16 protein-coding genes are annotated in these 21645 nt (G+C 38.5%); 8 read left to right on the top strand and 8 right to left on the bottom strand.

The window, feature by feature from the left end:
* Positions 1–3 precede the first annotated feature (3 nt).
* Positions 4–465, bottom strand: coding sequence for a MarR family winged helix-turn-helix transcriptional regulator (locus B9A58_RS19780; protein WP_084374668.1), 462 nt, complete (start codon positions 463–465; stop codon positions 4–6).
* Between the two features lie 469 nt (positions 466–934).
* Here B9A58_RS19780 and B9A58_RS19775 point away from each other — a divergent pair, with 469 nt between their 5' ends.
* Both B9A58_RS19775 and B9A58_RS20450 read left to right on the top strand, forming a co-directional pair.
* Positions 935–1738, top strand: coding sequence for a hypothetical protein (locus tag B9A58_RS19775; protein ID WP_139793994.1), 804 nt, complete (start codon positions 935–937; stop codon positions 1736–1738).
* A 461-nt stretch (positions 1739–2199) separates the two neighbouring features.
* Complete coding sequence (locus B9A58_RS20450) at positions 2200–2358, top strand: hypothetical protein (RefSeq protein WP_176214857.1); 159 nt, start codon at positions 2200–2202, stop codon at positions 2356–2358.
* Positions 2359–2522: 164 nt separating this feature from the next.
* On the opposite strand, the gene B9A58_RS19770 is transcribed toward B9A58_RS20450, so the two are convergent.
* Positions 2523–5288, bottom strand: a complete 2766-nt coding sequence (locus tag B9A58_RS19770; RefSeq protein WP_084374662.1) for a phosphoenolpyruvate carboxylase — start codon at positions 5286–5288, stop codon at positions 2523–2525.
* 244 nt (positions 5289–5532) lie between these two features.
* Here B9A58_RS19770 and B9A58_RS19765 point away from each other — a divergent pair, with 244 nt between their 5' ends.
* Positions 5533–5892 (top strand): LytR/AlgR family response regulator transcription factor, encoded by a 360-nt coding sequence (locus B9A58_RS19765; protein ID WP_084374659.1) that lies wholly within the window; start codon positions 5533–5535, stop codon positions 5890–5892.
* A 28-nt stretch (positions 5893–5920) separates the two neighbouring features.
* Here the strand turns inward: B9A58_RS19765 and bglX are convergent, their stop codons facing one another.
* Positions 5921–8164, bottom strand: a complete 2244-nt coding sequence (bglX, locus tag B9A58_RS19760; protein ID WP_139793993.1) for a beta-glucosidase BglX — start codon at positions 8162–8164, stop codon at positions 5921–5923.
* Positions 8165–8286: 122 nt separating this feature from the next.
* Positions 8287–8976, bottom strand: coding sequence for a head GIN domain-containing protein (locus tag B9A58_RS19755; RefSeq protein ID WP_084374656.1), 690 nt, complete (start codon positions 8974–8976; stop codon positions 8287–8289).
* Positions 8977–9225: 249 nt separating this feature from the next.
* Between B9A58_RS19755 and B9A58_RS19750 the strand changes: the two genes are divergently transcribed.
* Positions 9226–10005 carry a pseudouridine synthase gene (locus tag B9A58_RS19750; RefSeq protein ID WP_084374653.1) on the top strand — a complete coding sequence of 260 codons (780 nt, stop codon included), beginning with the start codon at positions 9226–9228 and terminating at the stop codon, positions 10003–10005.
* Here the strand turns inward: B9A58_RS19750 and B9A58_RS19745 are convergent.
* Positions 9970–11187 carry a BaiN/RdsA family NAD(P)/FAD-dependent oxidoreductase gene (locus B9A58_RS19745; protein ID WP_084374651.1) on the bottom strand — a complete coding sequence of 406 codons (1218 nt, stop codon included), beginning with the start codon at positions 11185–11187 and terminating at the stop codon, positions 9970–9972. The genes B9A58_RS19750 and B9A58_RS19745 overlap by 36 nt on opposite strands.
* A 100-nt stretch (positions 11188–11287) precedes the next feature.
* Between B9A58_RS19745 and B9A58_RS19740 the strand changes: the two genes are divergently transcribed.
* From B9A58_RS19740 to B9A58_RS19725, 4 genes are all read left to right on the top strand, one after another.
* Positions 11288–12883: an ABC-F family ATP-binding cassette domain-containing protein gene (locus tag B9A58_RS19740; protein ID WP_084374648.1), complete on the top strand. Its 1596-nt coding sequence runs from the start codon at positions 11288–11290 to the stop codon at positions 12881–12883.
* Positions 12884–12996: 113 nt separating this feature from the next.
* Positions 12997–15234, top strand: coding sequence for a DUF5916 domain-containing protein (locus B9A58_RS19735; RefSeq protein ID WP_221407887.1), 2238 nt, complete (start codon positions 12997–12999; stop codon positions 15232–15234).
* A gap of 301 nt (positions 15235–15535) precedes the next feature.
* Positions 15536–16393 (top strand): hypothetical protein, encoded by an 858-nt coding sequence (locus B9A58_RS19730; RefSeq protein ID WP_084374646.1) that lies wholly within the window; start codon positions 15536–15538, stop codon positions 16391–16393.
* 61 nt (positions 16394–16454) lie between these two features.
* Complete coding sequence (locus tag B9A58_RS19725; protein WP_084374643.1) at positions 16455–17288, top strand: hypothetical protein; 834 nt, start codon at positions 16455–16457, stop codon at positions 17286–17288.
* 4 nt (positions 17289–17292) lie between these two features.
* Here B9A58_RS19725 and B9A58_RS19720 read toward each other — a convergent pair whose 3' ends face one another.
* The 3 genes from B9A58_RS19720 to B9A58_RS19715 are packed head-to-tail and all read right to left on the bottom strand — an operon-like array spanning position 17293 to position 21607.
* The gene (locus B9A58_RS19720) at positions 17293–19542 is read right to left on the bottom strand and encodes an ATP-binding protein (RefSeq protein ID WP_084374641.1); all 2250 of its coding nucleotides are present in this window, start codon (positions 19540–19542) and stop codon (positions 17293–17295) included.
* A 39-nt stretch (positions 19543–19581) separates the two neighbouring features.
* A complete protein-coding gene (locus B9A58_RS20445) occupies positions 19582–19755 on the bottom strand; it encodes a hypothetical protein (protein ID WP_176214856.1) in 174 nt (57 codons plus the stop codon).
* 43 nt (positions 19756–19798) lie between these two features.
* Positions 19799–21607, bottom strand: a complete 1809-nt coding sequence (locus B9A58_RS19715) for a tetratricopeptide repeat-containing sensor histidine kinase (protein ID WP_084374639.1) — start codon at positions 21605–21607, stop codon at positions 19799–19801.
* Between the last annotated feature and the right edge of the window lie 38 nt (positions 21608–21645).

Here is a 21645-nt window from a genome sequence, read left to right as displayed (position 1 = left end):
ATGTTATTTTGCAGTGGGCACGTAGTTTACCAGGTTGGCCGCTACTCTCTCCATCAGGTGAATGAGTTCTGTTTGTTCTTTTTCCGAGAGACCAGCTAACATCGCCCCTCCCATATGATGTAGCGTGCTTTGTAATAAGTTGTAGGAATCCAAGCCAAATTTGCTTAAGCCAATCTTTATGGTTCGCCTATCTTCTTTTGAATGATACCTTTTGAGATAACCCTTTTCCACCAATTTGTCAATTACGCCTGTAGTAGTACTCACGGGAATGCCTAAATACATGGCAATATCGCGCATAATGACATCATGATTTTTGCCTACAAAAATCAAAACAGCAAAGTCTCTTTTACTGATATCTTTAGAAAGTTCGACGCAAGTATTGTCTGCTTCTTGCATTTTCATCATTAATGCCTCTAGGCAATCTGTAAATTTGCAAATCTTATCGTCTATCAATTCTTCCTTCATTTTTACTTTGGACTCCTATTCTAATTTCTCTTAACAATTTACAAAGATAATAGAATTGAAAATGATTCTTTTCTCATCTGATTCTTTCCAAGATGGTAATTCCCAAAGAGCGTATTTTGCATTAAGTAAAGTTTTCCTATTCCTTAATAAAGAAATTTTTATCACACTATCAAAACCTCCAAATAAGAGTCTTGAAACAATTCGCAATTAATTAACTTAATGTAGCAGCATCTTGAGACTAGAAAATAATTAATAATAAACTATTCTCATGAAATACCTAATCTTCTTGACGTTGTCCATTTGTCTTCTATCTGGCTGCGCATCAACCAACTCTCTATTTAAATCCACCTCAAAGAATTCCGAATCCGAATTATTTGATATACTTGATAGACTAAACTCATTTGAATCAGATTCACTAACATCTAACCAAGATTCATTAGTCTCACTTATTCGTGAGAAAGTGATATTGTTGGAACTTCATAAGATAGAGAAGAGTGAAATTGAGAAGGACAACGAGAAAATCACTAAAAACTATCGCCAAACCGATGCAGGAGAACTTGTAAAGGCGAAGGAAAAAGAACTTCAGCAAACAACATTTGAAGAAACTGTGCAGCAGTTTTCTCTGGATACGACCGCTACTTCAACCAATCTATCCAAAGAGGCAAAAGCAGCAATTAAGTCTTACATAGAACAAGTCTCTGAGTTAAACAAGGAACTTGAAAAAAGTGATCTGAAGACTATCACTTTTGGTGTATCTTTTGGTGCCAAGTGGTGGGAAGATCAAATATATGATTATGCTATCAACCCAATTGACAGTACACTTATATCTGATGAACTTGAAAAAACAGCCTTGAACTTTGCTACAAATATTGCCTTTACCCCATTTTTGCATAGTGACATGATTAATCATAGAATTGAAAAATGGCGTAACAAAAATTTTTTAAAAACAATAGGTTATCAGGCGTTGCGCAATCTGAGCTTTGTAGTCACAATTGATGTTGCTCGTATCTCCGATGATGAAAGCTCTTTTGAATTTCTTGAAAGTGTGGATGGAGCCATAGGCCTCGGTTATCGATTAGGGAAAAATTTTTTTGTTGCCTATACATGGGATTGGCAAAAAGTACGGCAATTGCGCTCAGACTTTAACCAAAACAAGACTCAATTATTGGATTTAAATGGTCAAATCGTTACTGAAATAGATTTGAACAATGATACTCTTTTTCGAGATAGAGTTATTCGTAAAAATGGTGTGTTGTTTATCTGGTCGTTTTAAAAACCTTACTTTATTCTGTTTTTCGCCTATCAAAGTTGGCAACCAAAAGTACTTAAAGCCACATCCTTTAAATAAACATAACTCCTAAATAATATATCCCAATGATTGAGTTAGCTCTAATGCATTCCAAAAATAATATTCAGGTAAGCTTATATGATAGAATGCCAACCCCAATTTTGTACTGTGTTGTTACTCACATAAATAATGTATTACGCAACACCTAAAAATCAGATAAATATGGGCAATTAATAAACCAACGGGGTCAGAGATTCAAAAATATCAAACCAGAAAAACCTCTATTTAGACCAGTAATTGTACTTTTTCGATTAATAAGAGAAATATTCAGACAATTTTTGTCACTTATTGTACTTTTTCAACATTTTATTTTCTTTATTCAATATGATTATTTACATTTGTTTTATAATAATTTATAGTTACCGAAATATTTAAACCAATTACCCATGTTACAAGCACTATTTTCTCGAACTAAAGACACTGGCAAAACGCTCAAATTGAAATTCAACAAAGAAGAAAAATCTTGGGTTGTACTAAAAGGTCACAGCATCATGTTTATTGGTGGAGAAGATCAGTGCAAGACCTACATGAATAATTTTTCCTAAGAAAGACATAAAAAAAGGGATCAAATGATCCCTTGATATTATTTGCTTCAAACTGTCTATTTTGAGTTGCTCACTAGCTCAAAATAGACTACCCCTGCTCCACCTATCCTATTACCTGACTTAAGACACATTTCATTTGAATGTGTTTTTTTATATCCAAATAATCAACCTGTATTTCTCATGGCACTTGCAATGGCATTGATGGTCAGCATCAGTTCTCTCTGCAATTCATCTACGTTTTCCCCATTCGCCTTTTCTTGTCTCCAATGCTTGAGTAGGTCTATTTGCTTTTCGTGTAAATGAACCATCAATGGAGCTCTAAGATGATTTGAATAGTGATGATTTACCCTTCTCACTTCTATTTCCTCACCCAACAGGTCTAGCAATAACTCGCGCGTCAGTTGTAATTCAGAAAGGAACAATTCAAGAAATTCTTTTTTAACATGATCATCCTCTACCAACTGTGCATACGCCATAATGATGCTTTCATCTGTAGCTGCCAAACTTGTATCCACATTGGTGAGTACATATCTGATAAAGGAGTCCTTTTTGGTAGCCTCTTTGAATTTTTTGTAGTCCTCTGGATTTGAGCGTTTTAAATTATTGAGAGAAGTTCCTACGCCATACCAGCTCGTCATGTGATACCTGGACTGACTCCATGAAAACACCCATGGAATAGCTCTTAGATCATCCAGTGAATTTGCGCCTGTTCTTTTGGCAGGTCTAGACCCTATCTTACTGGTTTCAATAGCATCAATAGGTGTGGCCTGACGAAAGAACTGAATAAATCCGTTGTGGTGAGTAAGCGCTTCGTAGTGCTCCTTACTTTGTTTTGCCAAGTGGTCAAGCACGTCTGCCAATGGGTGATAGACCCGCTCACTCCTTTCATCTAAAATTGTTTTAGACAAAGAGTTGGCCACTAGCAGTTCTAGGTTATATTCTGCATTTACTTTATTTTCATACTTCTGAGCTATGGTTTCTCCTTGCTCTGTCAAGCGAACATTGCCTTGAATAGCCTGATATGGCAGGGCTTTGATGAAGTAATGAGTAGGGCCTGATCCTCTGCTGATTGAGCCTCCTTTGCCGTGGAAGAATGTAATTTTCACTCCCTGCTTTTCGCCAATCTCACTCAGCTTAAATTGCGCTTTATACAGGTTCCACTGACTGGCTATAATACCGCCATCTTTGTTGCTATCACTATAGCCAACCATCACTTGTTGACGTAGGTTTTTATAATTTCTCACCTTTCTGAAATGCTCAAGGCTCCTTTTGGTGAAGTCATGATTCAAGAAACCTTCTAAAATTTCGGGGCCATTTTCCAAATCTTCTATGGTTTCCAATAAAGGAACCACAGGAATTTCACAAATTAACCCTTCTGGGATTTGTTTAGTCAAACCAGCTTCTCTGGCCAGTAGATAGACAGCCAGCAGATCAGAAACCGAACGAGTCATACTCACTATGAAAGAACCAATTCCCTCACCTCCATATTTGGATACATGGGATTCCACTACTCTATAGCATGAAAGAACTGCTGTGGCATTTTCTCCTAATTCAGCACTTTGATGTGTAAATGGCCGATTGGACTTCAACTCCTTATTCAAGAAGTCCAATCTTTTCTTCTCACTCCACTCGGAGAAATTGGTCTCTTCAAACTGAGCAGCTTGCAGCAATTGCTCAATCGCCTTATCATGAAAAGCACTATTCTGACGAATGTCCAACTTAGCCAAGTGGAAGCCAAATGTCTGCACATTTCTGATGGTAATATTTACATCATCAAAGGCAATGGCTTTTGCACCATAAGTTAACAGACTTTTCTTAAGCAAATCCAAATCCTCCAACATCTGATAGGCAAACCTATAGCTACCTTGATGTTCTGATAGTTGAGTGGCATGTCCGCGTTGCGTATCTACTGGCAATTTGGCCAATATCAGATTAGTAAATTGTCTGAATACCTCGCCTTTATTTCTCTCCAGTGCCTCAGTACCCAAGTCTCCTAGTTCTACTACAATTTCTTCTATTCTGGTTTTCAATTCTGGGTTACACTCGTGCATTTCGCATGCGAAACTTAATTGCTTTACTAAGGCAGTTAACTTCCTTCTGATAACAACAAAGGCATTCAAACGAAGCATTTGTAACGTTTCAGCAGTAACTGAATCAGTAACCAAAGGATGACCGTCCCTGTCTCCTCCGACCCAATTACCGAAACTGATTTTCGGAAAACTGTGATGGTCTAGCAAATTTTGCTTGGACAAACCGCAAGCTTTCCACGCCTGTATTAACCTTCTATCTAAGACAGGAATTACTTCTGGAAATACGTTTACCAGATAATGGATGATGTTTCGAAGTTCAGAACTCAGGTCGGGCTTCTCCATATAGATTTCCCCCGTCTTCCACAATCTGTATAAAGTCAATTTTATGTTGTGGCGAATATTCATCAACTCCTTGTCTGAATACATCTTGTTCTCCAAACTGACAAGCAATAAATACAAATCCCTGTGATGATCAAGTACTGTAGCTCGTTTGGCTTCTGTAGGATGTGCAGTAAGCACAGGCTCTATCTGCATTTGAGGCATTTTGTCTAAAATGACCTCTTCCGTAACCCCTGCATCCAATAAATTTTTTATGTTGTTGGCAAACAAACCACTGACTGAGGAAAATTCCTGTTCATTTTCTACAGCACGACGATGCTGAACAGCACCATTGACCTCTGCCATATTGACCAGTTGAAAAACAAGCGAATACATCTGTATATGCTTGTCAGACATTTGCACGCCATTTTCGAAGGGATATTTGTTGATAAATGGAATTTCATTAGCAATGGTCTCCTCGCCATTCTCTATCAAAACTTCTTTCAAACACTCTAGTAAGAACTCAAAATCCTCGTATGGTTTTCCAAGTCTCTCCTTTACTTCTGCTAATATTGAATTCATTCCCAATTAAATTATGAATATTCTATAAAATTGGGCTTATTGTTGTTAAATGTTATTGCAATTTAAAGAAATATTGCAAGAGCTCATAAAATAATTTGAATTTGTTAAATATTGAACATATCAAGATGACATTGAAAATATTCAAGATGTACAACTAATTTGTGAAAGTAAATTTCGAATAGTTAAATAAATTGGTTAAGATTGAATTGCGTTTTTAATTAACACTACACCACCACAATAATTCATGGAGAAATATAGATGCGTTGCGATAGATGATGACTTGGTCTATCTTGAGATATTTAAAAAATTGGCTGAAAAAGTAGAATGCATAGACTTAGTTGGCACGTTTAGCAGCGCAATAGATGGAGCCGTAGGCGTATCCAAGTTAAAACCCCAAATTTTATTTCTTGATATTGAAATGCCATATCTGGATGGATATGAGACTATTTCAACACTTGAAGAAAAACCAAAGATTGTCATTGTATCCTCTCATTTGGAGTACGAGACTGACGAGTTGAAAATTGATGTCAAGAAGTATGTTCGTAAGCCATTCGAAGGCCCTGAACAACTTGAAGAAATTGTAAAAGAAGTGATGGAGGCTTAAATCCATCATTTCTATTTATATCCTCTCATTATTCAATCCAAAAATCCTGCTTCATAGTTGTCTGGGCATCTCCACCTACAAATACAGAAAACAGTCCAGATTCGAGTACAAGTTCATTGTTAGCATTGTAGAATTGCAGGTCTGATTTGTCTATGGTAAATTCCAGGGTTTTCTTCTCCTTAGCTTTTAGGCTAATTCGCTCAAACTTCTTTAATTCTTTGATGGGTCGCGTAATGGAGCCAAAATAGTCACGGATATATAATTGTACTACTTCCACTCCGTCTGTCTCACCCGTATTACTCAATTCAAAATTCACTTTCAATTCTTCTCGTTCGTTTAGGGTGTCAGCTGAAATCGTCAAGCCAGCATATTCAAAACGGGTATAGGACAATCCATAACCAAATGGATATAATGGCTCAAAACCATCATCCAAATAGTGTGAATCATTGCCCAAGGAGCTTTGCCATGCACCAATTGGAATATCTTCTATCCCAACAAATGATTCTGCTCTTGCTGGACGTCCAGTATTTTTATGATTATAATAAATAGGAATCTGTCCTACAGATTTTGGCCAGGAAATCGGCAATCTTCCTGAAGGATTGATATCACCAACTAGCACTTCTGTGATAGCTGGGCCAGCCATAGTTCCAAGATGCCAAGCCATGAGTATGGCATCCACATCACCAATAATATTTTCTAACACAATTGGTCTACCTGCCTGAATGATCAACACAATTGGCTTTCCTGTTTTCTTTTTGATTTCCTTGATCAATTCTTCTTGGGCACCTGGCAAATTGATATGTGCGCGACTATGTGCCTCCCCTGATAATATGGCTTCTTCTCCCCCAAAAAACAGAACTAAATCACTTTGTTGGGCGGCTTTGATTGCTCTTGCAAATTGAGCCTTGGATTGATCTCTGCTATATGTAAGTCCTTGAACATATTGAATATTAGCACCCAGTCGTTCTTGAAGTGATGCTATTGGTGTCATTGAATCATCCTTATCTCCGTCAAAAATCCAAGTCCCCAATTGATCCAGGGGTGCGTTGGCCATTGGCCCGATTACAGCTATTTTTTGTTTGGGTTTCAAAGGCAATAGCTTCTTCTCATTTTTAAGTAAAACCATGCTTTGGGCAGCTGCAGTTTTTGCCTTTTTCAAATGACTTTCTGAAAGTATCAGTTCTTCATTATCGACTCGATAAGGCTGATCAAACAAGCCCATTCTAAGTTTCACCCTAAGAATAGCTCGCACCATTCTATCCAGTTGCTGAATATCCAATTGGCCTTCATCTATCAATTCCTGAAGGTAATTGTCATAAGATTGACTGGTCATCTCCATATCTACTCCAGCACGTGCAGCTTTGAAGGCTGCATCTTTCTCATCTACGCAATAGCCATGCGCGATCATCTCAGTGACAGAATTCCAGTCACTCACCACAAAACCATCAAATCCCCATTCTTGTCTTAACACTTGATCAAGCAAAAATTGATTTCCTGAAACTGGCACACCATTCAACTCATTGAAGCCAGACATAAAAGTTTGGACACCAGCATCAACTGCTTTTTCAAATGGTGGTAAATAAATATTTCTCAAAAGAGATTCGTGGATAACTGCCGTATTATAATCGCGCCCTCCTTCTGCTGCACCATAACCTACAAAGTGTTTGGCGCAAGCAATCATACTAGTAGGATCTGTCAAATTATTGCCCTGAAACCCTCTGACATACGCAGCTGACAGTTCAGACGCCAAATAAGGATCCTCCCCAGGTGACTCTGCTATTCTACCCCATCTCGGATCACGGGCAATATCCAACATGGGAGCAAAAGTCCAGCGCACACCATAAGTACTTGCTTCCACAGCCGCTATCCTAGCACCCTCTTCCACAAGGGCAGGGTTCCAAGTGGCTGCCTGTCCCAGAGGGATAGGGAATATAGTTTTGAACCCGTGAATGACATCTCTGGCGAAAATCAAAGGAATACCATTGGGGCTTTCTTCAACAGCAATTCGCTGAAGTTCGTCTACAAATTCTTTGTTCATTACATTGATCAAAGAACCTATTCTGCCTTCTCTTACTGCATTTTTTAAATCCTCAGAAAGCTCCCCTTTTACCCGACTGGATGTGCCACGCTGAGCAGTTTGTCCAATTTTTTCAACCAAGGTCATTTTGGACATCAGTTCGTCAACCTTTTGTTCTATTGGGTCTATTGATTGTTGCTCAGAAGTACAATAAGAAAGACTAGCCGCTAGAAATAATAAAAGAGGAATTCTCATAATCATAATTTGTTTAATCAAAACTCCAACTTTTAACATCAAATAGACCATGAGATTTATAACATAAAAAGGGGGTAATTCTTTAGAACTACCCCCTTCCAACATTAAACATTAATTTGTTTCTATCTCTTTTGGATTCTTCCTCCTAGATTACTGTCTGCTAATACTTTATCAGGATCTCCCTTATAGTATAATGATCCACCAGTTCCAGCATCAACCTCTAACCTATCACTCACTGACACTTCCCCTGATCCTCCAGAGCTCACATCTGCTTTGATGGCACCACAGATCAAATCATATCCTTCAAATTTACCAGCAGAGCTGGCATCCAAATCCATAGAAGCACAAGTACCAGAAAGCTCAATACTTCCTGCGCTACTAACATTTACTTCCAAATCAGTTACATCCAGTTCCAATTCTATCCGTCCAGCACTGCTTGCATTCACTTCAAAGTCACTGGCCTTGATTTTGGATTTGGAGAAGACAGATGCTGCCGAGTTTACGGAAATTTCATCTATACTTTTATAGGTCAATCTGACCACTACTTCACCTCTGCTATTGTTGTTATTCCGACCTCTTGAATCTCTTTCAATATTCAATTCAGATCCTCTTATTTCAGTAATTACCTCATCTAGATCAATATCGTCTACTTCAATTACTACCTCATTTTTATCTCCCTGCGTGATAATGAGTTCTATTGCCTCTGCGACTTCAATTGAATTGAAATTTTCGAGTTTCCTTGTTTCCTTTTCCTGAGCCATTCCCACCATTGTGATTGACAGAAATGCCATGAGCATGATTATTTTTTTCATTTGTGTATACTTTGAGTTTAAAAATATAGTAGAAAGACCCTATAAATATAAAAGGGTTGCAAGGCAACGTCAGAATGATACTTCAATCCATTTTGCAAGGGATATATAGAGTTATTGATCCAGATCACTGACATATTTTCACAGTGAATACTCCCTTCAATAATGAATGCGAACTGGGTTGAGGTATTCCAAACTAATTGAAATTAAAAACTGAGAGACGAACCCCACAAAAAATTAATGTAATAGCTCATGAAAACTTTATTTTTGCAAATGGATGAACCGTGGTGCGAGACAGAAAACGAACCTCAAGACTTAGAAATACTATTTCATGATGAGCACTATGTGGCCATCAACAAGCCTCATGGACTACTAGTCCACCGTTCCAAAATCGCTACTAATACGGATCAATTTGCAGTTCAACAACTTCGAAATCAACTAGAGCAATATGTATATCCAGCGCATCGACTAGACCGTAAGACGAGCGGAATTTTGCTTTTTTCATTAAACAAACCTGCATTATCTGCCATACGAGAGGTATTTGAAAATGAAGAGATGGACAAAACTTATTGGGCAATTCTAAGAGGTTTTACAGACCCAGCAGGATTTATCGACTATCCACTTACTAATGACAAGGGGAAATCTCAGGAAGCTCAAACTGCCTACACCAGGCTAGATCAATCTGAAGTCAAAATTCCTTTTGGAAAACATCCAACTTCCAGATATTCATGGGTAGAAGCTAAGCCAAAAACGGGTCGCATGCATCAGTTAAGAAAACATTTTGCGCATATTTTTCATCCCATCATTGGCGACCGTCCACATGGCTGCAACAAACAGAATAAACTTTTTCTTGAAAAATGGAAAATGGGAACCATGCTCCTTCATGCTGTTGAGTTGGGTTTTGTTCACCCAATTACAAATCAGCAGATCACCATCAAGGCCAGTCCGCAGGCAGAATTTATTAGAATGATAGATACTTTGAATTTTGACAAAAAACTATTGAGCCAATTTACCAGCTACAAAACCAGTTGACCAGGCGGCCTGAAAATTGAACCCTCCTGTAATTCCGTCAATATCTAATACCTCTCCAGCAAAAAACAATCCTGACAGTTTTTTGCTTTGCATGGTATTAAAATCGACTTCAGACAAATCCACACCACCACAGGTAACAAATTCCTCTTTGAATGTAGTCTTGCCTACCACTGCATATTCGTCGTTTAGCAAAATATTGATCAGGCGATTCTTGTCTTTTTTCTTCAATTCTACCCAAATCGTATTTCCATCCAAATCAATCCTATCCAGTATATATTCCCATAGTCGATTAGGTATGTTAATAGGTTTGGCATTCGAGATTTTCTTTTTGGATTCTGTTTCAGAAATCTTGGTCACCTGCTGTCTCAAATCCTCCTCATTCATTCCTCCTGTCCAGTTGACTTGAGATTTGAAGTTGTAATTCATATCAAATAACTGGCGAGCTCCCCAAGCAGAAAGCTTTAGCACGGCTGGCCCACTAAGCCCCCAGTGTGTCACTAGCACAGGCCCATTCTGAACCATTTTGGTTCCCTGAATTTTCACCACTGCGTTTGGCACAGCTAGTCCCATTAGGGATTTTAATTTCCTTTCTTCTGGGATATTGAATGTAAATAGTGAAGGTACAGGCGCTATGATCGTATGCCCTAACGACCTCAACCAATCATAACTAGCACTCTTAGGGCTACCACCAGTAGCTACAATGATACAATCAAAATAGTCCGTTTCTTCTGTATCATATTTTATCTTAAATCCTCCAGTAGCCTGAGGGTTCAAACCAATAATACCTTTTTTGTTTAAAGCTGAAATGCCTAAACGTTCCACTTCGTTTCTCAAACAGTCAATGATGGTTTGTGAATCGTCCGTCACTGGGAACATCCGCCCGTCAGCTTCAGCTTTGATCTTCACACCTCTACTTTCAAACCATTCGAGCGTATTTTTTTTATTGAAATAATTAAACGTCTTCTTGAGCTGCTTTTGTCCTCTTGGATAGTGACGCAAGAAGTCGGATTGCGGCTCGCAAACATTTGTGACATTGCATCTCCCACCTCCAGATACTTTCACTTTTGCCAGTGTCTTTGATGACTTTTCAAAAATTGAAACATGGGCCTCAGGATGATGAGTCTTACATGATATAGCCGCAAAGTATCCTGCTGCGCCTCCTCCTATTACCGCTACTTTCATAATCTGAACGTATCTATTTTGGTGTAAAGCCAATATTAGAACTAATTTTTCTTTTGCCCATTAAAAGCAATAACTTTGCGCCTTCAAAATTTCAGTAGATATGATTTCAGTAAACAATATTTCTTTACAGTACGGCAAGCGAATTCTCTTCGACGAAGTAAATATCAAGTTCACCCAAGGCAACTGCTATGGAGTAATTGGTGCTAATGGAGCTGGTAAGTCAACGTTTCTGAAAATCCTTTCTGGTGAGATAGCTGCCAATTCTGGCCAAGTTGTTCTTGACCCAGGGAAAAGAATGGCTGTCCTCTCTCAGAATCACTTTGCCTTTGATGAAGAAACTGTAATCCATACTGTAATGCAAGGCCATACAGCGCTTTGGTCCATCATGCAGGAAAAAGATGCACTTTATGCTAAACCTGATTTTTCTGAAGAAGATGGCATCAAGACATCTGAGCTTGAGGAAAAATTTGCAGAGATGGATGGCTGGAATGCAGAACCAGATGCTGCTGCACTATTAAGTGGTTTGGGAATTGTTGAAGAAGATCATTTTCGACTGATGAAAGATCTTAATGGCAGTTTAAAAGTAAGAGTACTTTTGGCTCAGGCATTATTTGGAAACCCGGATGTACTCATACTGGATGAGCCTACCAACGACTTGGATATCAATACCATTTCCTGGCTAGAAGACTTCTTGTTAGAATTTAAGAACACTGTTATAGTGGTTTCTCATGATAGACACTTTCTGGACACAGTTTGTACACATACGGCAGATATAGACTTTAGTGCCATCAATGTATTCACTGGCAACTATAGTTTCTGGTATGAGTCTAGCCAGTTGGCTTTAAGTCAAAGAAGCTCGGCTAATAAAAAAGCTGAAGAAAAGAAGAAAGAACTACAAGATTTTATTGCAAGGTTTAGCGCGAATGCGGCCAAGTCTAAACAAGCTACATCCAGAAAGAAGCTCTTGGAGAAAATAAATATTGAAGACATCAAGCCTTCTTCTCGAAGATACCCAGCGATCATTTTCAATCAAAACAGAGAGGCTGGTGATCAGATATTAGAAGTAAAGGGGCTCTCCAAATCAGTAGATGGCAAAACGCTCTTCAGCAACTTGGATTTTTTCGTAAACAAGGGCGACAAGATTGCGTTCTTAGCTAAAGATGGGATGGCGACCACTGCCCTATTCAAAATTTTGAACGAAGAACTTAAAGCCGACAGTGGCGAGTACAAATTTGGTCAAACCATCACCAAAGCCTATTTGCCTAACGAAAATGAGGAGTATTTCAAAGAAAAGATGAACCTTATTGACTGGCTAAGACAATACTCTGACGGAGAAAAGGATGAAGTGTACATCCGTGGTTTTTTGGGCAAAATGCTCTTCTCTGGAGAGGAAACCTTCAAAATGTGCAACGTACTTTCTGGAGGGGAAAAGGTTCGCTGTATGGTATCTAAAATGATGCTTGCAGGCGGGAATGTGTTGATATTGGATGAACCTACCAATCACTTGGATCTTGAATCTATTCAGGCCTTCAACAACGCGCTTAAGGATTTCCCTGGCACAGTACTCTTTACTTCACATGACCACGAGTTTGTTCAAACTGTAGCAGATAGAATCATTGAATTGAAGCCAGATGGCTATGTAGATAAGCTAAGTACTTTCGATGAGTATATGAGCAGCATTGATGCATCAAATTAGTATTTATCATCAATTTAGCTGACTAAAACCCGTAAACTGCCGTTTACCAGATTGTCGCATCAAAAGCCGCTAAGTAGGTTTTCTTTGCATTAAGATTGAATAAACGCAAAACATTGACCAAAAAACTACTATTCACACTGCTGATGGGATCAGCTGTTCTGACGAGTTATGGACAGCATTTGATCTATCATATTCAAAAAACATCTTCACCAGTTAGGATAGATGGAATATTAGACGAACCCATTTGGGACGAATTAGAGATCGCTCAAAATTTCAATCAATACTTCCCCAATGATAGCTCAATGGCTGATTCTAAGACTGAAATCAGGCTCACTTACGACGATCAGTTTCTATACTTTTCTGCCAAAATGTATAATCAGTCTGAAGATAGGAACTATGTGGTTTCTTCACTTCGCAGAGACTATGAAGGCGATCAAATAGATGGTATATCATTTCTGTTTGACACTTTCCAAGATAAAACAAATGCCTTTCAGTTTGGAGTAAACTCCTATGGCGCTCAGCGTGAAGGTCTAATGGCTGGTGGATTTGGGGGTACGTCCTGGTCATGGGATAACAAATGGTATGCAGAAGCCAAACAGTATCCTGGATTTTGGATAGCAGAAGGTGCCATACCTTTCAAGTCGCTGCGCTTCAAGGAAGGCAAGGATCAATGGAATATTAATTTCTATCGACAAGACAGTGAGGCAGGTGAGCAATCAACCTGGAACAAGATCCCCAGAAACTATAGCATCAACTCTCTTGCCTTCACAGGAATTTTGCAATGGGATCAGCCACTTAAAAAACCTGGCTCCAACATTTCCATTATCCCATATACTGCCGCAGAAGTCAGTAGAGATTATCAAAACAATGAACAAAGTGAGCCTGACTCCAAAATCAATTTTGGAGGAGACGCAAAGGTGGCTATAGGCTCAGGTCTAAACCTGGACTTGACTGTAAATCCAGATTTCTCTCAGGTAGAAGTAGATCAACAAGTAACCAATCTTGACAGGTTTGAGCTTTTCTTTCCAGAAAAACGGCAGTTCTTTTTAGAGAACGCAGACCTCTTTGCCGACTTCGGCCATCCCTATTATGCCAAAACATTCTTTTCTAGAAGAATCGGGATTGTAAATGATACAATTAACCGTGTTTTGAGACCAAACAAAATACTTTATGGGGCCAGACTGAGTGGAAAGCTTGACAACAACTGGCGGCTTGGGCTACTCAACATGCAGACAGAATCCATAGAGGATATTAATTTACCCGGATTCAACTACTCTGTAGCTGCCCTTCAGAGAAAGGTATTCGCCCGCTCTAACGTAGGTGCCATTTTTGTAAACAAGCAAAGCTTTGATGAACCAAATGGCAACCCTGACTTTGATCCTGATCATTACAATCGTGTGCTTGGATTTGACTATAACCTGGCCTCTGCTGACAATAAATGGATTGGCAAGACCATGTACCAGCAATCTTGGGACAGTGACAGCCTGGATTCAGAAGAATATGCTCATGCTTTTTGGCTTGCCTACCAGGGTAGAAAATGGCGCGTGGAATGGGCACATACAATAGTTGGTGAAAATTTCAATGCGGAGGTTGGATTTGTTCCTAGAAATGGACTTTTCAGAATAGAAAACATCCTTGCTCGTAACTTTTACCCCAAAAAAGGGATTGTCAATTTTCATCAAACACAACTTTACCTGGAAACACTCTGGGGTGATACAGCATCTTCTGGTGAAACTGTAAAATCTGATCAGGTAATGTCTATAGATGAATATTTGCAGTTTCAGAATACATCTCAGCTCAGCGTTTCAGTGGGAAAACGGTACACTTACTTATTCATTCCTTTCGACCCTACAAATACGGACGGCCAACAACTCTTAGCAGACAGTGAATATTCCTACAGATTTATTTGGACTGAATACACGTCCGACCAAAGGCGTACGCTATCCTATAGTCTGGTGGGTCAAGCAGGTGAGTATTTCAACGGAAATAGATATCGACTGGGAGGAGGCCTGAATTATAGATTACAACCTTTTGCTGCTTTCAATGTCAATTTCAATTACAACAAACTTGTCATGCCCGAACCCTACAACAGTGCCGATCTTGTACTGATCGGATCCAGGATTGATTTGACTATGACCAAGAAGCTATTTCTCACTTCCTTTTTACAATACAATACACAGGCAGAAAACTTCAATATCAATACCAGGTTGCAATGGCGTTTCAAACCAGTGTCTGATCTATTCATTGTTTATACAGACAACTACGCCACCATGGATGACAATCAGGACTTTGTTCTTCAAGAGAAGAATCGGGCACTTGTGGTAAAGCTGACCTACTGGTTAAACTTGTAAACGGCATGGCCAGAATCAGGACACTATTTTCATGAAAAATGATCAGATACTCATAAGTGAAATTAAAGTAATGGAAAATGGGGTATTGACAGTCGAAACGGATTATGGCGAAGAACACATTAAAAAACTTCCTTTTGCACCATAATCATAGGAATTTCCCCTACTCCGCATCCGTGTAAATCCGTAATTTTCAGCCATTTATCCGAATATACATTGCTATAGGAATATAAAATTTGGAACTTTGCGGCTGTAATATTAGAGCTATCGGCTATGGCCGCCTCTCAATAAAACAACTTCGGCTATGAAAAAGACCACCTCTGCTATTTTGACTTTGTTCCTTTTATTTCAGTTCGCTCTGAGTTTTGCTCAAACTGCCAATTTTGAAAAAGGCCTTGAAGCTATTGAGGCCAACCGCCTTCACGAAGCCATGATTTGCTTCACCAAAGTGGTGGAGGGTGAAAAATATGAGGTTTCTGGCAAAGATTTATCCATCGCTTATGCATATTTGGCAATGATGCGCACAGCCTATCTAAAAAAGGATTTAGAGGATAGCGATTTTAATAATATCATTACCAAACAAGGACATATTCAAACGACTATTCACGAAATGGTTCGTGCAGTACAATTTCAAACCAATAGCTCTAAATCAATGATTACAGGCCCAAAAGAAACTCTGATAGAGTTATCTACCAGCGCGCTGCAAGTCATTGGTGATTCATTACTTACTTATGATGAAACTCAGCCTAATTCTACTACTACCTATCTGGCTAATTTTGCCATTGGGCAGTTTGGGGAGTTAGAAAACATTGCGGTCGACAATTGGCAAATACACGACATATTAGGTCTTGCACACTATTACCTTGGTGATAAGAATAAAGCCATGGCTGAATTTGATCAGGGGCGGGCACAGTTTTCAGCACTTGGAGATCAGCCCACCAGCCAATTACATCTAAAAAATTACATCTTGAGTGGCCAATACTATTTCACTGAAGAAACGAAATCTAAGGAAGCGTATAAAGTATCAAAGGATGGTAGCGCGTATACATCCATCCTCATCAATGGATTAGGAGATGATCAGATGAAAGAGATTCTTCGTCTCAATAAAATAGAAAACCGCTTCCGACAATACATGTCCCGTATAGATGACTCGGGCAAATAAGTGCTGGCTTTCATCATTTCCCAAAACAACTTATTTAAAACTCAAATCGTATCATTCTAGGATGAAAATTCTCAACAAACTGTACTTTTTAATTTCATTTATTGGCATCTACTCTATGCAAACGCTTCACGCTCAAGATCAATCCTATGAAAATGGAATGGCTGCTTATAATAAAAAAGATTACGAAACGGCATTATTAAGCTTCACCCAAGCCTTGGACAACAAATATTTGATGAAGGGTAAAGATGTCCCGCGCGCATACAACTATAGAGCTAAAACTGTTGCAGAATATTTTGGTGTGATGCTCAGCAACAACAATTCAGAATTCATCTCCAACAACCCAAACATTTTGGTTAATGCGTTTGAGGATCTGGATCAGGCGATCAGATTTGATGATGGGAAATGCTCAGATTTGATTGCTGAAACTAAGGGAGACTTATTGAATGTAACTTTTCAATTCGGAAAAACCATAGCTGATTCATTAAGAGTAGATCGAGGATCCAACGACCCAAAAACTGACAGTTTGGTGGTTTTGGTTATTGATGAACTACTCATTTTGAAAGATTTAATAGGAGCATCTTATGAAATCAATGACCTACTGGGTTTATTACAGTTTAAGCATGGCAATATTGAGGAAGCTACCACCTACTTCAAAGAATCAGAGAAAATATACCAACAAAGCCCGCCAGCCTCTGCAGATTACAATCATGTGTACAACTACTATTATAGTGTACTGATCAATTATTCGAAATTACACGACTTTGATCAAGCGTTGGTAGACGTAAAAAAAGCCCGAAAATTTGTCAGTGATCATTTTGATGGCAATGAAGAAGCAAGTGCTTTAGATGCCAAACTGGAAGCACTTGAGTTTCAAATCAAATTACTGAAGGAATAGTTGATTAAACCAACTCCTGCTCAACTGCAGTCTTAAACCTAATAATGAAGCTGGTTCCCTTCCCAACTTCACTCTCGCATCTTATCTCTGCATCCATTGCATCTACAAATTTCTTAACGATTGAGAGTCCAAGTCCAGTCGACTGTTCGTTGTCTGTGGGCTTTGCACTCAACTTCTGAAACTTAGTAAACAATTTTTTCTGATCCTCCTCACTAATACCTGGCCCTTCATCTCTGATGATCATAGTTTCATTTCCTTCTTCTTGAAAGACGTTCATAAAAATGTTTTTTTGAGGCTTAGAGAATTTGATCGCATTAGAAACAAGATTTTCGATTACCTGCAGGAGGTAATTGTAGTCCGCAAAAACGAAATGTGTTTCAATATCCAAACTACTATGAATATTGATTGATTTTTTACTAGCTAGCAGTTCAAAATTACCTGCAACGAAATTCATTGTTTGCCCTAAATCTACTTTTTTAAGGTTAAGATTGACCTTCATGTCTTCTACTACGCTTACATCCAGAACACGATCAATCATATCGCGCATGCGCTCCATGGTATCATCCACCAGCTGAAAATAATGGCTTTGCTCTGGTGTAAGGCTGGATTTTTCCATTTTAACCAATGACATCAATCCTTTTATGTTATTCAGTGGACTGCGTAAATCATGGGCTACTACGCCCATAAGGGTGTTTTTCTCCTCATTGAGTGCGGTCAATTTTTTGTTGTGGTTTTGAACTAAATAATAAGAACGCCCTAGCGTAGCCGCCAGTAAGAGTGTCAACACCAACACAATCAAAATGCTGTTTTGATAACTTTCCTTTTGCCTAAGCTCATCATTTAGTCGCATCTCATCAGCCATTTTCTCATACTCTAAAGATTCCACCTCTCTTCTGAAGTCATACTCGGCCGTCATTCTCGCAATTTTCTCAGTAGACTGAGCATTGAACAGTGAGTCTTTCAAATTACTATACAGTAAATGATATTTAAGGGCATTTTTGTGATCATTAATTGAATTGTAAAATTCATAAAGTTCCCTGGTAGTTTCCTGCATTTCAGACAAATAACCAGCCTTTCTTCCCAGATTTAGTGATTTATTCAGAAGTGTCACACCCATTGATAAATTCTTTTGCTGTAGAGCCAGAAGACCCATGTTCCGATAAATACTAGTTTGGCAACCAGTCATCTCACAAGTAGTGGCCCAATTCATGGCTTGATTGTAATAGTAATCAGCCGAATCATATTTTTTTTGCCAAGTCATCACCTCTCCCAATCCTTCGTAAGAGTAGGCCAAATCACAATTCGATTCTTCTCGCATCAGAATAGAATGTGCCCTTCTAATAAGTTTCAATGCGCCGAGTGTGTCTCTCTCTTCTGTATATAATATTGACAAATTATTAAGTATCATGGCTTCATCTAACCCCTGACTGCTGGCCCTGGCCATTTCCATGGCCTGAGCGAAAAAATCTTTTGATTCTTCCATTTTTCCAAGTTCATGATATATGGTACCCAGATTATTAGTTAGAATCAATTTTGCCTCTTTATCATCTGTTTTTTCAATGAGTTCATAAGCCTTTAGGTAATATCCGAGCGCTTCTGGGTACAAACCCATTTCATCATATACAATGGCTAAACTGTTATAGGAAATCCATGCACTATCAACTCTCTGTGGTGCAATGTAATATTCATGTGCAGATTTTAGATGTCTTAATGCCGCTACATTATCCCCTTTTGTATTTAGCAAACCTCCCAAATACAGGTTGTATAGCGCAGATTTTGAATGGTCATTGATAGAATCAGAAAGTAAAATGGCCTGAACATAGGAATAGCGTGCCGAATCAAAGTGGTGCTTTTGTTCAAATAGAATGGCCTGATAATAAAGAGATTTTGCCTTATACTGAGCCTCTTCTAAATTATCGAAAATAGCAAGTGATTGATTGAGGTAATAGTTTGCCGAATCTGGCTGCTGTTGATTAACATAACCGCGCCCCAGGCATTGATAAGTCTTACCTTTCAAAAGCGTCTCATCGCTATCTTGAAGCAAACTGAAAGCTGATTTAGCATATTGGAGTGACTCTTCAGCCTCTTCCACCTCCAAAGATAATCTCAGATAAATTTCTATTCTACCTTCACGCTCGCTTGCTTCATTCAATTCAACAAGCAGGCTATCTACTTTTGTCTGGCAAATACCCGAAAAACTAAAGAGTGCCCAAAAAAGCACAAAAAAACTCACTGGTCGATTCGCTGTTGTCATTTACTCAATATTGGTTTCTAACGCGGAAACAATCAAAAGCTATTTTTTATCTTTCTTCTTGCCTCTACTTTTGGTCCATTCAAGTGCCCCTTCATCAAACTCCTCAGCCACATTTCTGTCGAGCCCACCAATTTTGGTCGGGTCTACATTGGTGATGTTGTTATCATCTAGGTTTTCGAGCGGATTGTCTATTTTATCTACTTTTTTGCTCATGATAATAATTTTTATCCAAAATGCTAACTTGAATATCTCATATCTAAATACCGAGATATTCCTTTTTCATGTTTTCTATGATAGGTAGTAAGATAACAAATTTAGTCCCCTTATTCACCTCACTGACCAGACTTACTTCTCCATCCAGTTTTTCAACTGCTGATTTTAAAATAAACATGCCCAGACCAGAGCCCTGCACTTCATCATTGGCTCTGTAGAACATGTCAAATACTTTTTCTTGATATTTTGAATCAATTCCAATCCCATTGTCTTCAACAATTACACACATGTAATCCTCAGCTGTTTGCTTGATATATATTTTCACAAACGGATTATCTATATCCTGACGAGAATACTTAATACTATTTTCAATTAAATTTTGAATAATTGTATTCATCAAGCTTCTGTCAGATTCGATTTTCAGCTCTTTTTCAATCTCTATTTCAAAGACTATTTTATCAAAACCTGGCAAATAGCTGAATGACTCTATACAGTCAGCCACCATTTCATCAAAATCAATATTTGTTTTGGACAGTTGCCAATCTTTGACTTTAGATAGCTCCAACAGGTCGATAATGGTCTGATTAATTCGTGTGATTCTGTGATGGTAAAGCTCAAAGTATTTCAGCGCTGCCTCATCCTCAATTTCAGACTTAACCACGTCATACAATCCCATCAAGGAAGAAATAGGTCCCCGAAGATCGTGAGAAACTCTTGATGAAAATTTATCAAGTTCTTCATTCTTTTTTTCTACTATCAAATTGTTTTCTCTCTGGATTCTGGCTTCAGATTCAAGAGACTCCATTTTCCACATAGACTCAAGGCTTTTTATTTTACTCTTGGTCTCAGAGTTAATGACTTGTTCTTTGTAATTGTGGTATTTAATATGATAGGCTAATGCTTCGGATTCGTTATTTTCAATCATAGCCATATTAAAAAGCTCGAAATAAGCTTTATACATAATCTGCTTATTATCAATTTCTTCCCCTACAGCTATTGCTTGATTAAAATAGTCCTTGGCTTCTTTATAATTATTATTTGCTAAACACACGTGGCCTAGCTTGCTCAAGCTCATTCCACAACCCATTTTCTCACCAACTTCAGTATGAATCTTCAAGCTCTTGCTAAATAGCTCTTTGGATTCCTCATACTCCTTTAAATGCAAATGAATTTTACCTTTTCCATACCAGGCAAATGCCAAACCTCTTTTATCCCCAGTTTCTTTTTTTAAATTGATACTTGTGTTGATGGCTTCAAGTGCATTTTTATAATCACCAACTTTCAAATAAAGGCCAGAAAGAGGATTACATGCATTAGACTCTCCGTTTTTGTCATCTATGAGGTGACTCAGCTCCCTGCATTTCACATAAGTCTCCAGTGCCTTTTCATATTCATTGAAAGCCTCATAGATGTAACCTATCGCCTTTAGAGACTTAGATTGACCAATGATATCGTCAATTTCATTTTGTAATCGCAGGCACTCGTATAAGTGCTCAAGTCCTTTATGATATTGTGTGGATTTGTACTCAATGCTGCCAATGTTGTACAGTGCATCTGCCATTCCCTGCTTATCTCCCTGCTCAGTGTATGCGGTAAGTGCTTCTTCAGAATACTCAAGTGCAGCTATATGATCTCCCATAATCATATAAAAAAGCCCCAACTGGCAAGCGCATTGTGCCAAACCTTCTGAGTAATCCAAAGCTTGACACTTCGCTTGAGCCTGGATGGTCAAATCAATAGAATCTTTGACACTGCTCACGCGTGAGTCCATAGCATATTTGAGCATGGAATCCACACTTTTTAATTGAGCCTCATGGTCGAGGGATGGCTCTTTTTGGATGTTGGGTTGCATTATTTTAAAATTTTGAAGATAATCTTCAACACGTTATA

Origin of the sequence: Reichenbachiella faecimaris (assembly GCF_900176375.1) — a bacterium.
Taxonomy (GTDB): Bacteria; Bacteroidota; Bacteroidia; order Cytophagales; family Cyclobacteriaceae; genus Reichenbachiella; species Reichenbachiella faecimaris.
The sequence above is the reverse complement of the archived record's forward strand: the minus strand, read 5'-3'. Positions and strand labels throughout refer to the sequence as shown.

Excerpts from the sequence above, each read along its gene's own strand:
- B9A58_RS19730 (WP_084374646.1), top strand. The coding sequence starts at position 15,536 with ATGAAAAAGACCACCTCTGCTATTTTGACTTTGTTCCTTTTATTTCAG.
- B9A58_RS19755 (WP_084374656.1), bottom strand. The coding sequence starts at position 8,976 with ATGAAAAAAATAATCATGCTCATGGCATTTCTGTCAATCACAATGGTG.
- B9A58_RS20445 (WP_176214856.1), bottom strand. The coding sequence starts at position 19,755 with ATGAGCAAAAAAGTAGATAAAATAGACAATCCGCTCGAAAACCTAGAT.
- B9A58_RS19765 (WP_084374659.1), top strand. The coding sequence starts at position 5,533 with ATGGAGAAATATAGATGCGTTGCGATAGATGATGACTTGGTCTATCTT.
- B9A58_RS19770 (WP_084374662.1), bottom strand. The coding sequence starts at position 5,288 with ATGAATTCAATATTAGCAGAAGTAAAGGAGAGACTTGGAAAACCATAC.
- bglX (WP_139793993.1), bottom strand. The coding sequence starts at position 8,164 with ATGAGAATTCCTCTTTTATTATTTCTAGCGGCTAGTCTTTCTTATTGT.
- B9A58_RS19740 (WP_084374648.1), top strand. The coding sequence starts at position 11,288 with ATGATTTCAGTAAACAATATTTCTTTACAGTACGGCAAGCGAATTCTC.
- B9A58_RS19725 (WP_084374643.1), top strand. The coding sequence starts at position 16,455 with ATGAAAATTCTCAACAAACTGTACTTTTTAATTTCATTTATTGGCATC.
- B9A58_RS19720 (WP_084374641.1), bottom strand. The coding sequence starts at position 19,542 with ATGACAACAGCGAATCGACCAGTGAGTTTTTTTGTGCTTTTTTGGGCA.
- B9A58_RS19715 (WP_084374639.1), bottom strand. The coding sequence starts at position 21,607 with ATGCAACCCAACATCCAAAAAGAGCCATCCCTCGACCATGAGGCTCAA.
- B9A58_RS20450 (WP_176214857.1), top strand. The coding sequence starts at position 2,200 with ATGTTACAAGCACTATTTTCTCGAACTAAAGACACTGGCAAAACGCTC.
- B9A58_RS19745 (WP_084374651.1), bottom strand. The coding sequence starts at position 11,187 with ATGAAAGTAGCGGTAATAGGAGGAGGCGCAGCAGGATACTTTGCGGCT.
- B9A58_RS19750 (WP_084374653.1), top strand. The coding sequence starts at position 9,226 with ATGAAAACTTTATTTTTGCAAATGGATGAACCGTGGTGCGAGACAGAA.
- B9A58_RS19780 (WP_084374668.1), bottom strand. The coding sequence starts at position 465 with ATGAAGGAAGAATTGATAGACGATAAGATTTGCAAATTTACAGATTGC.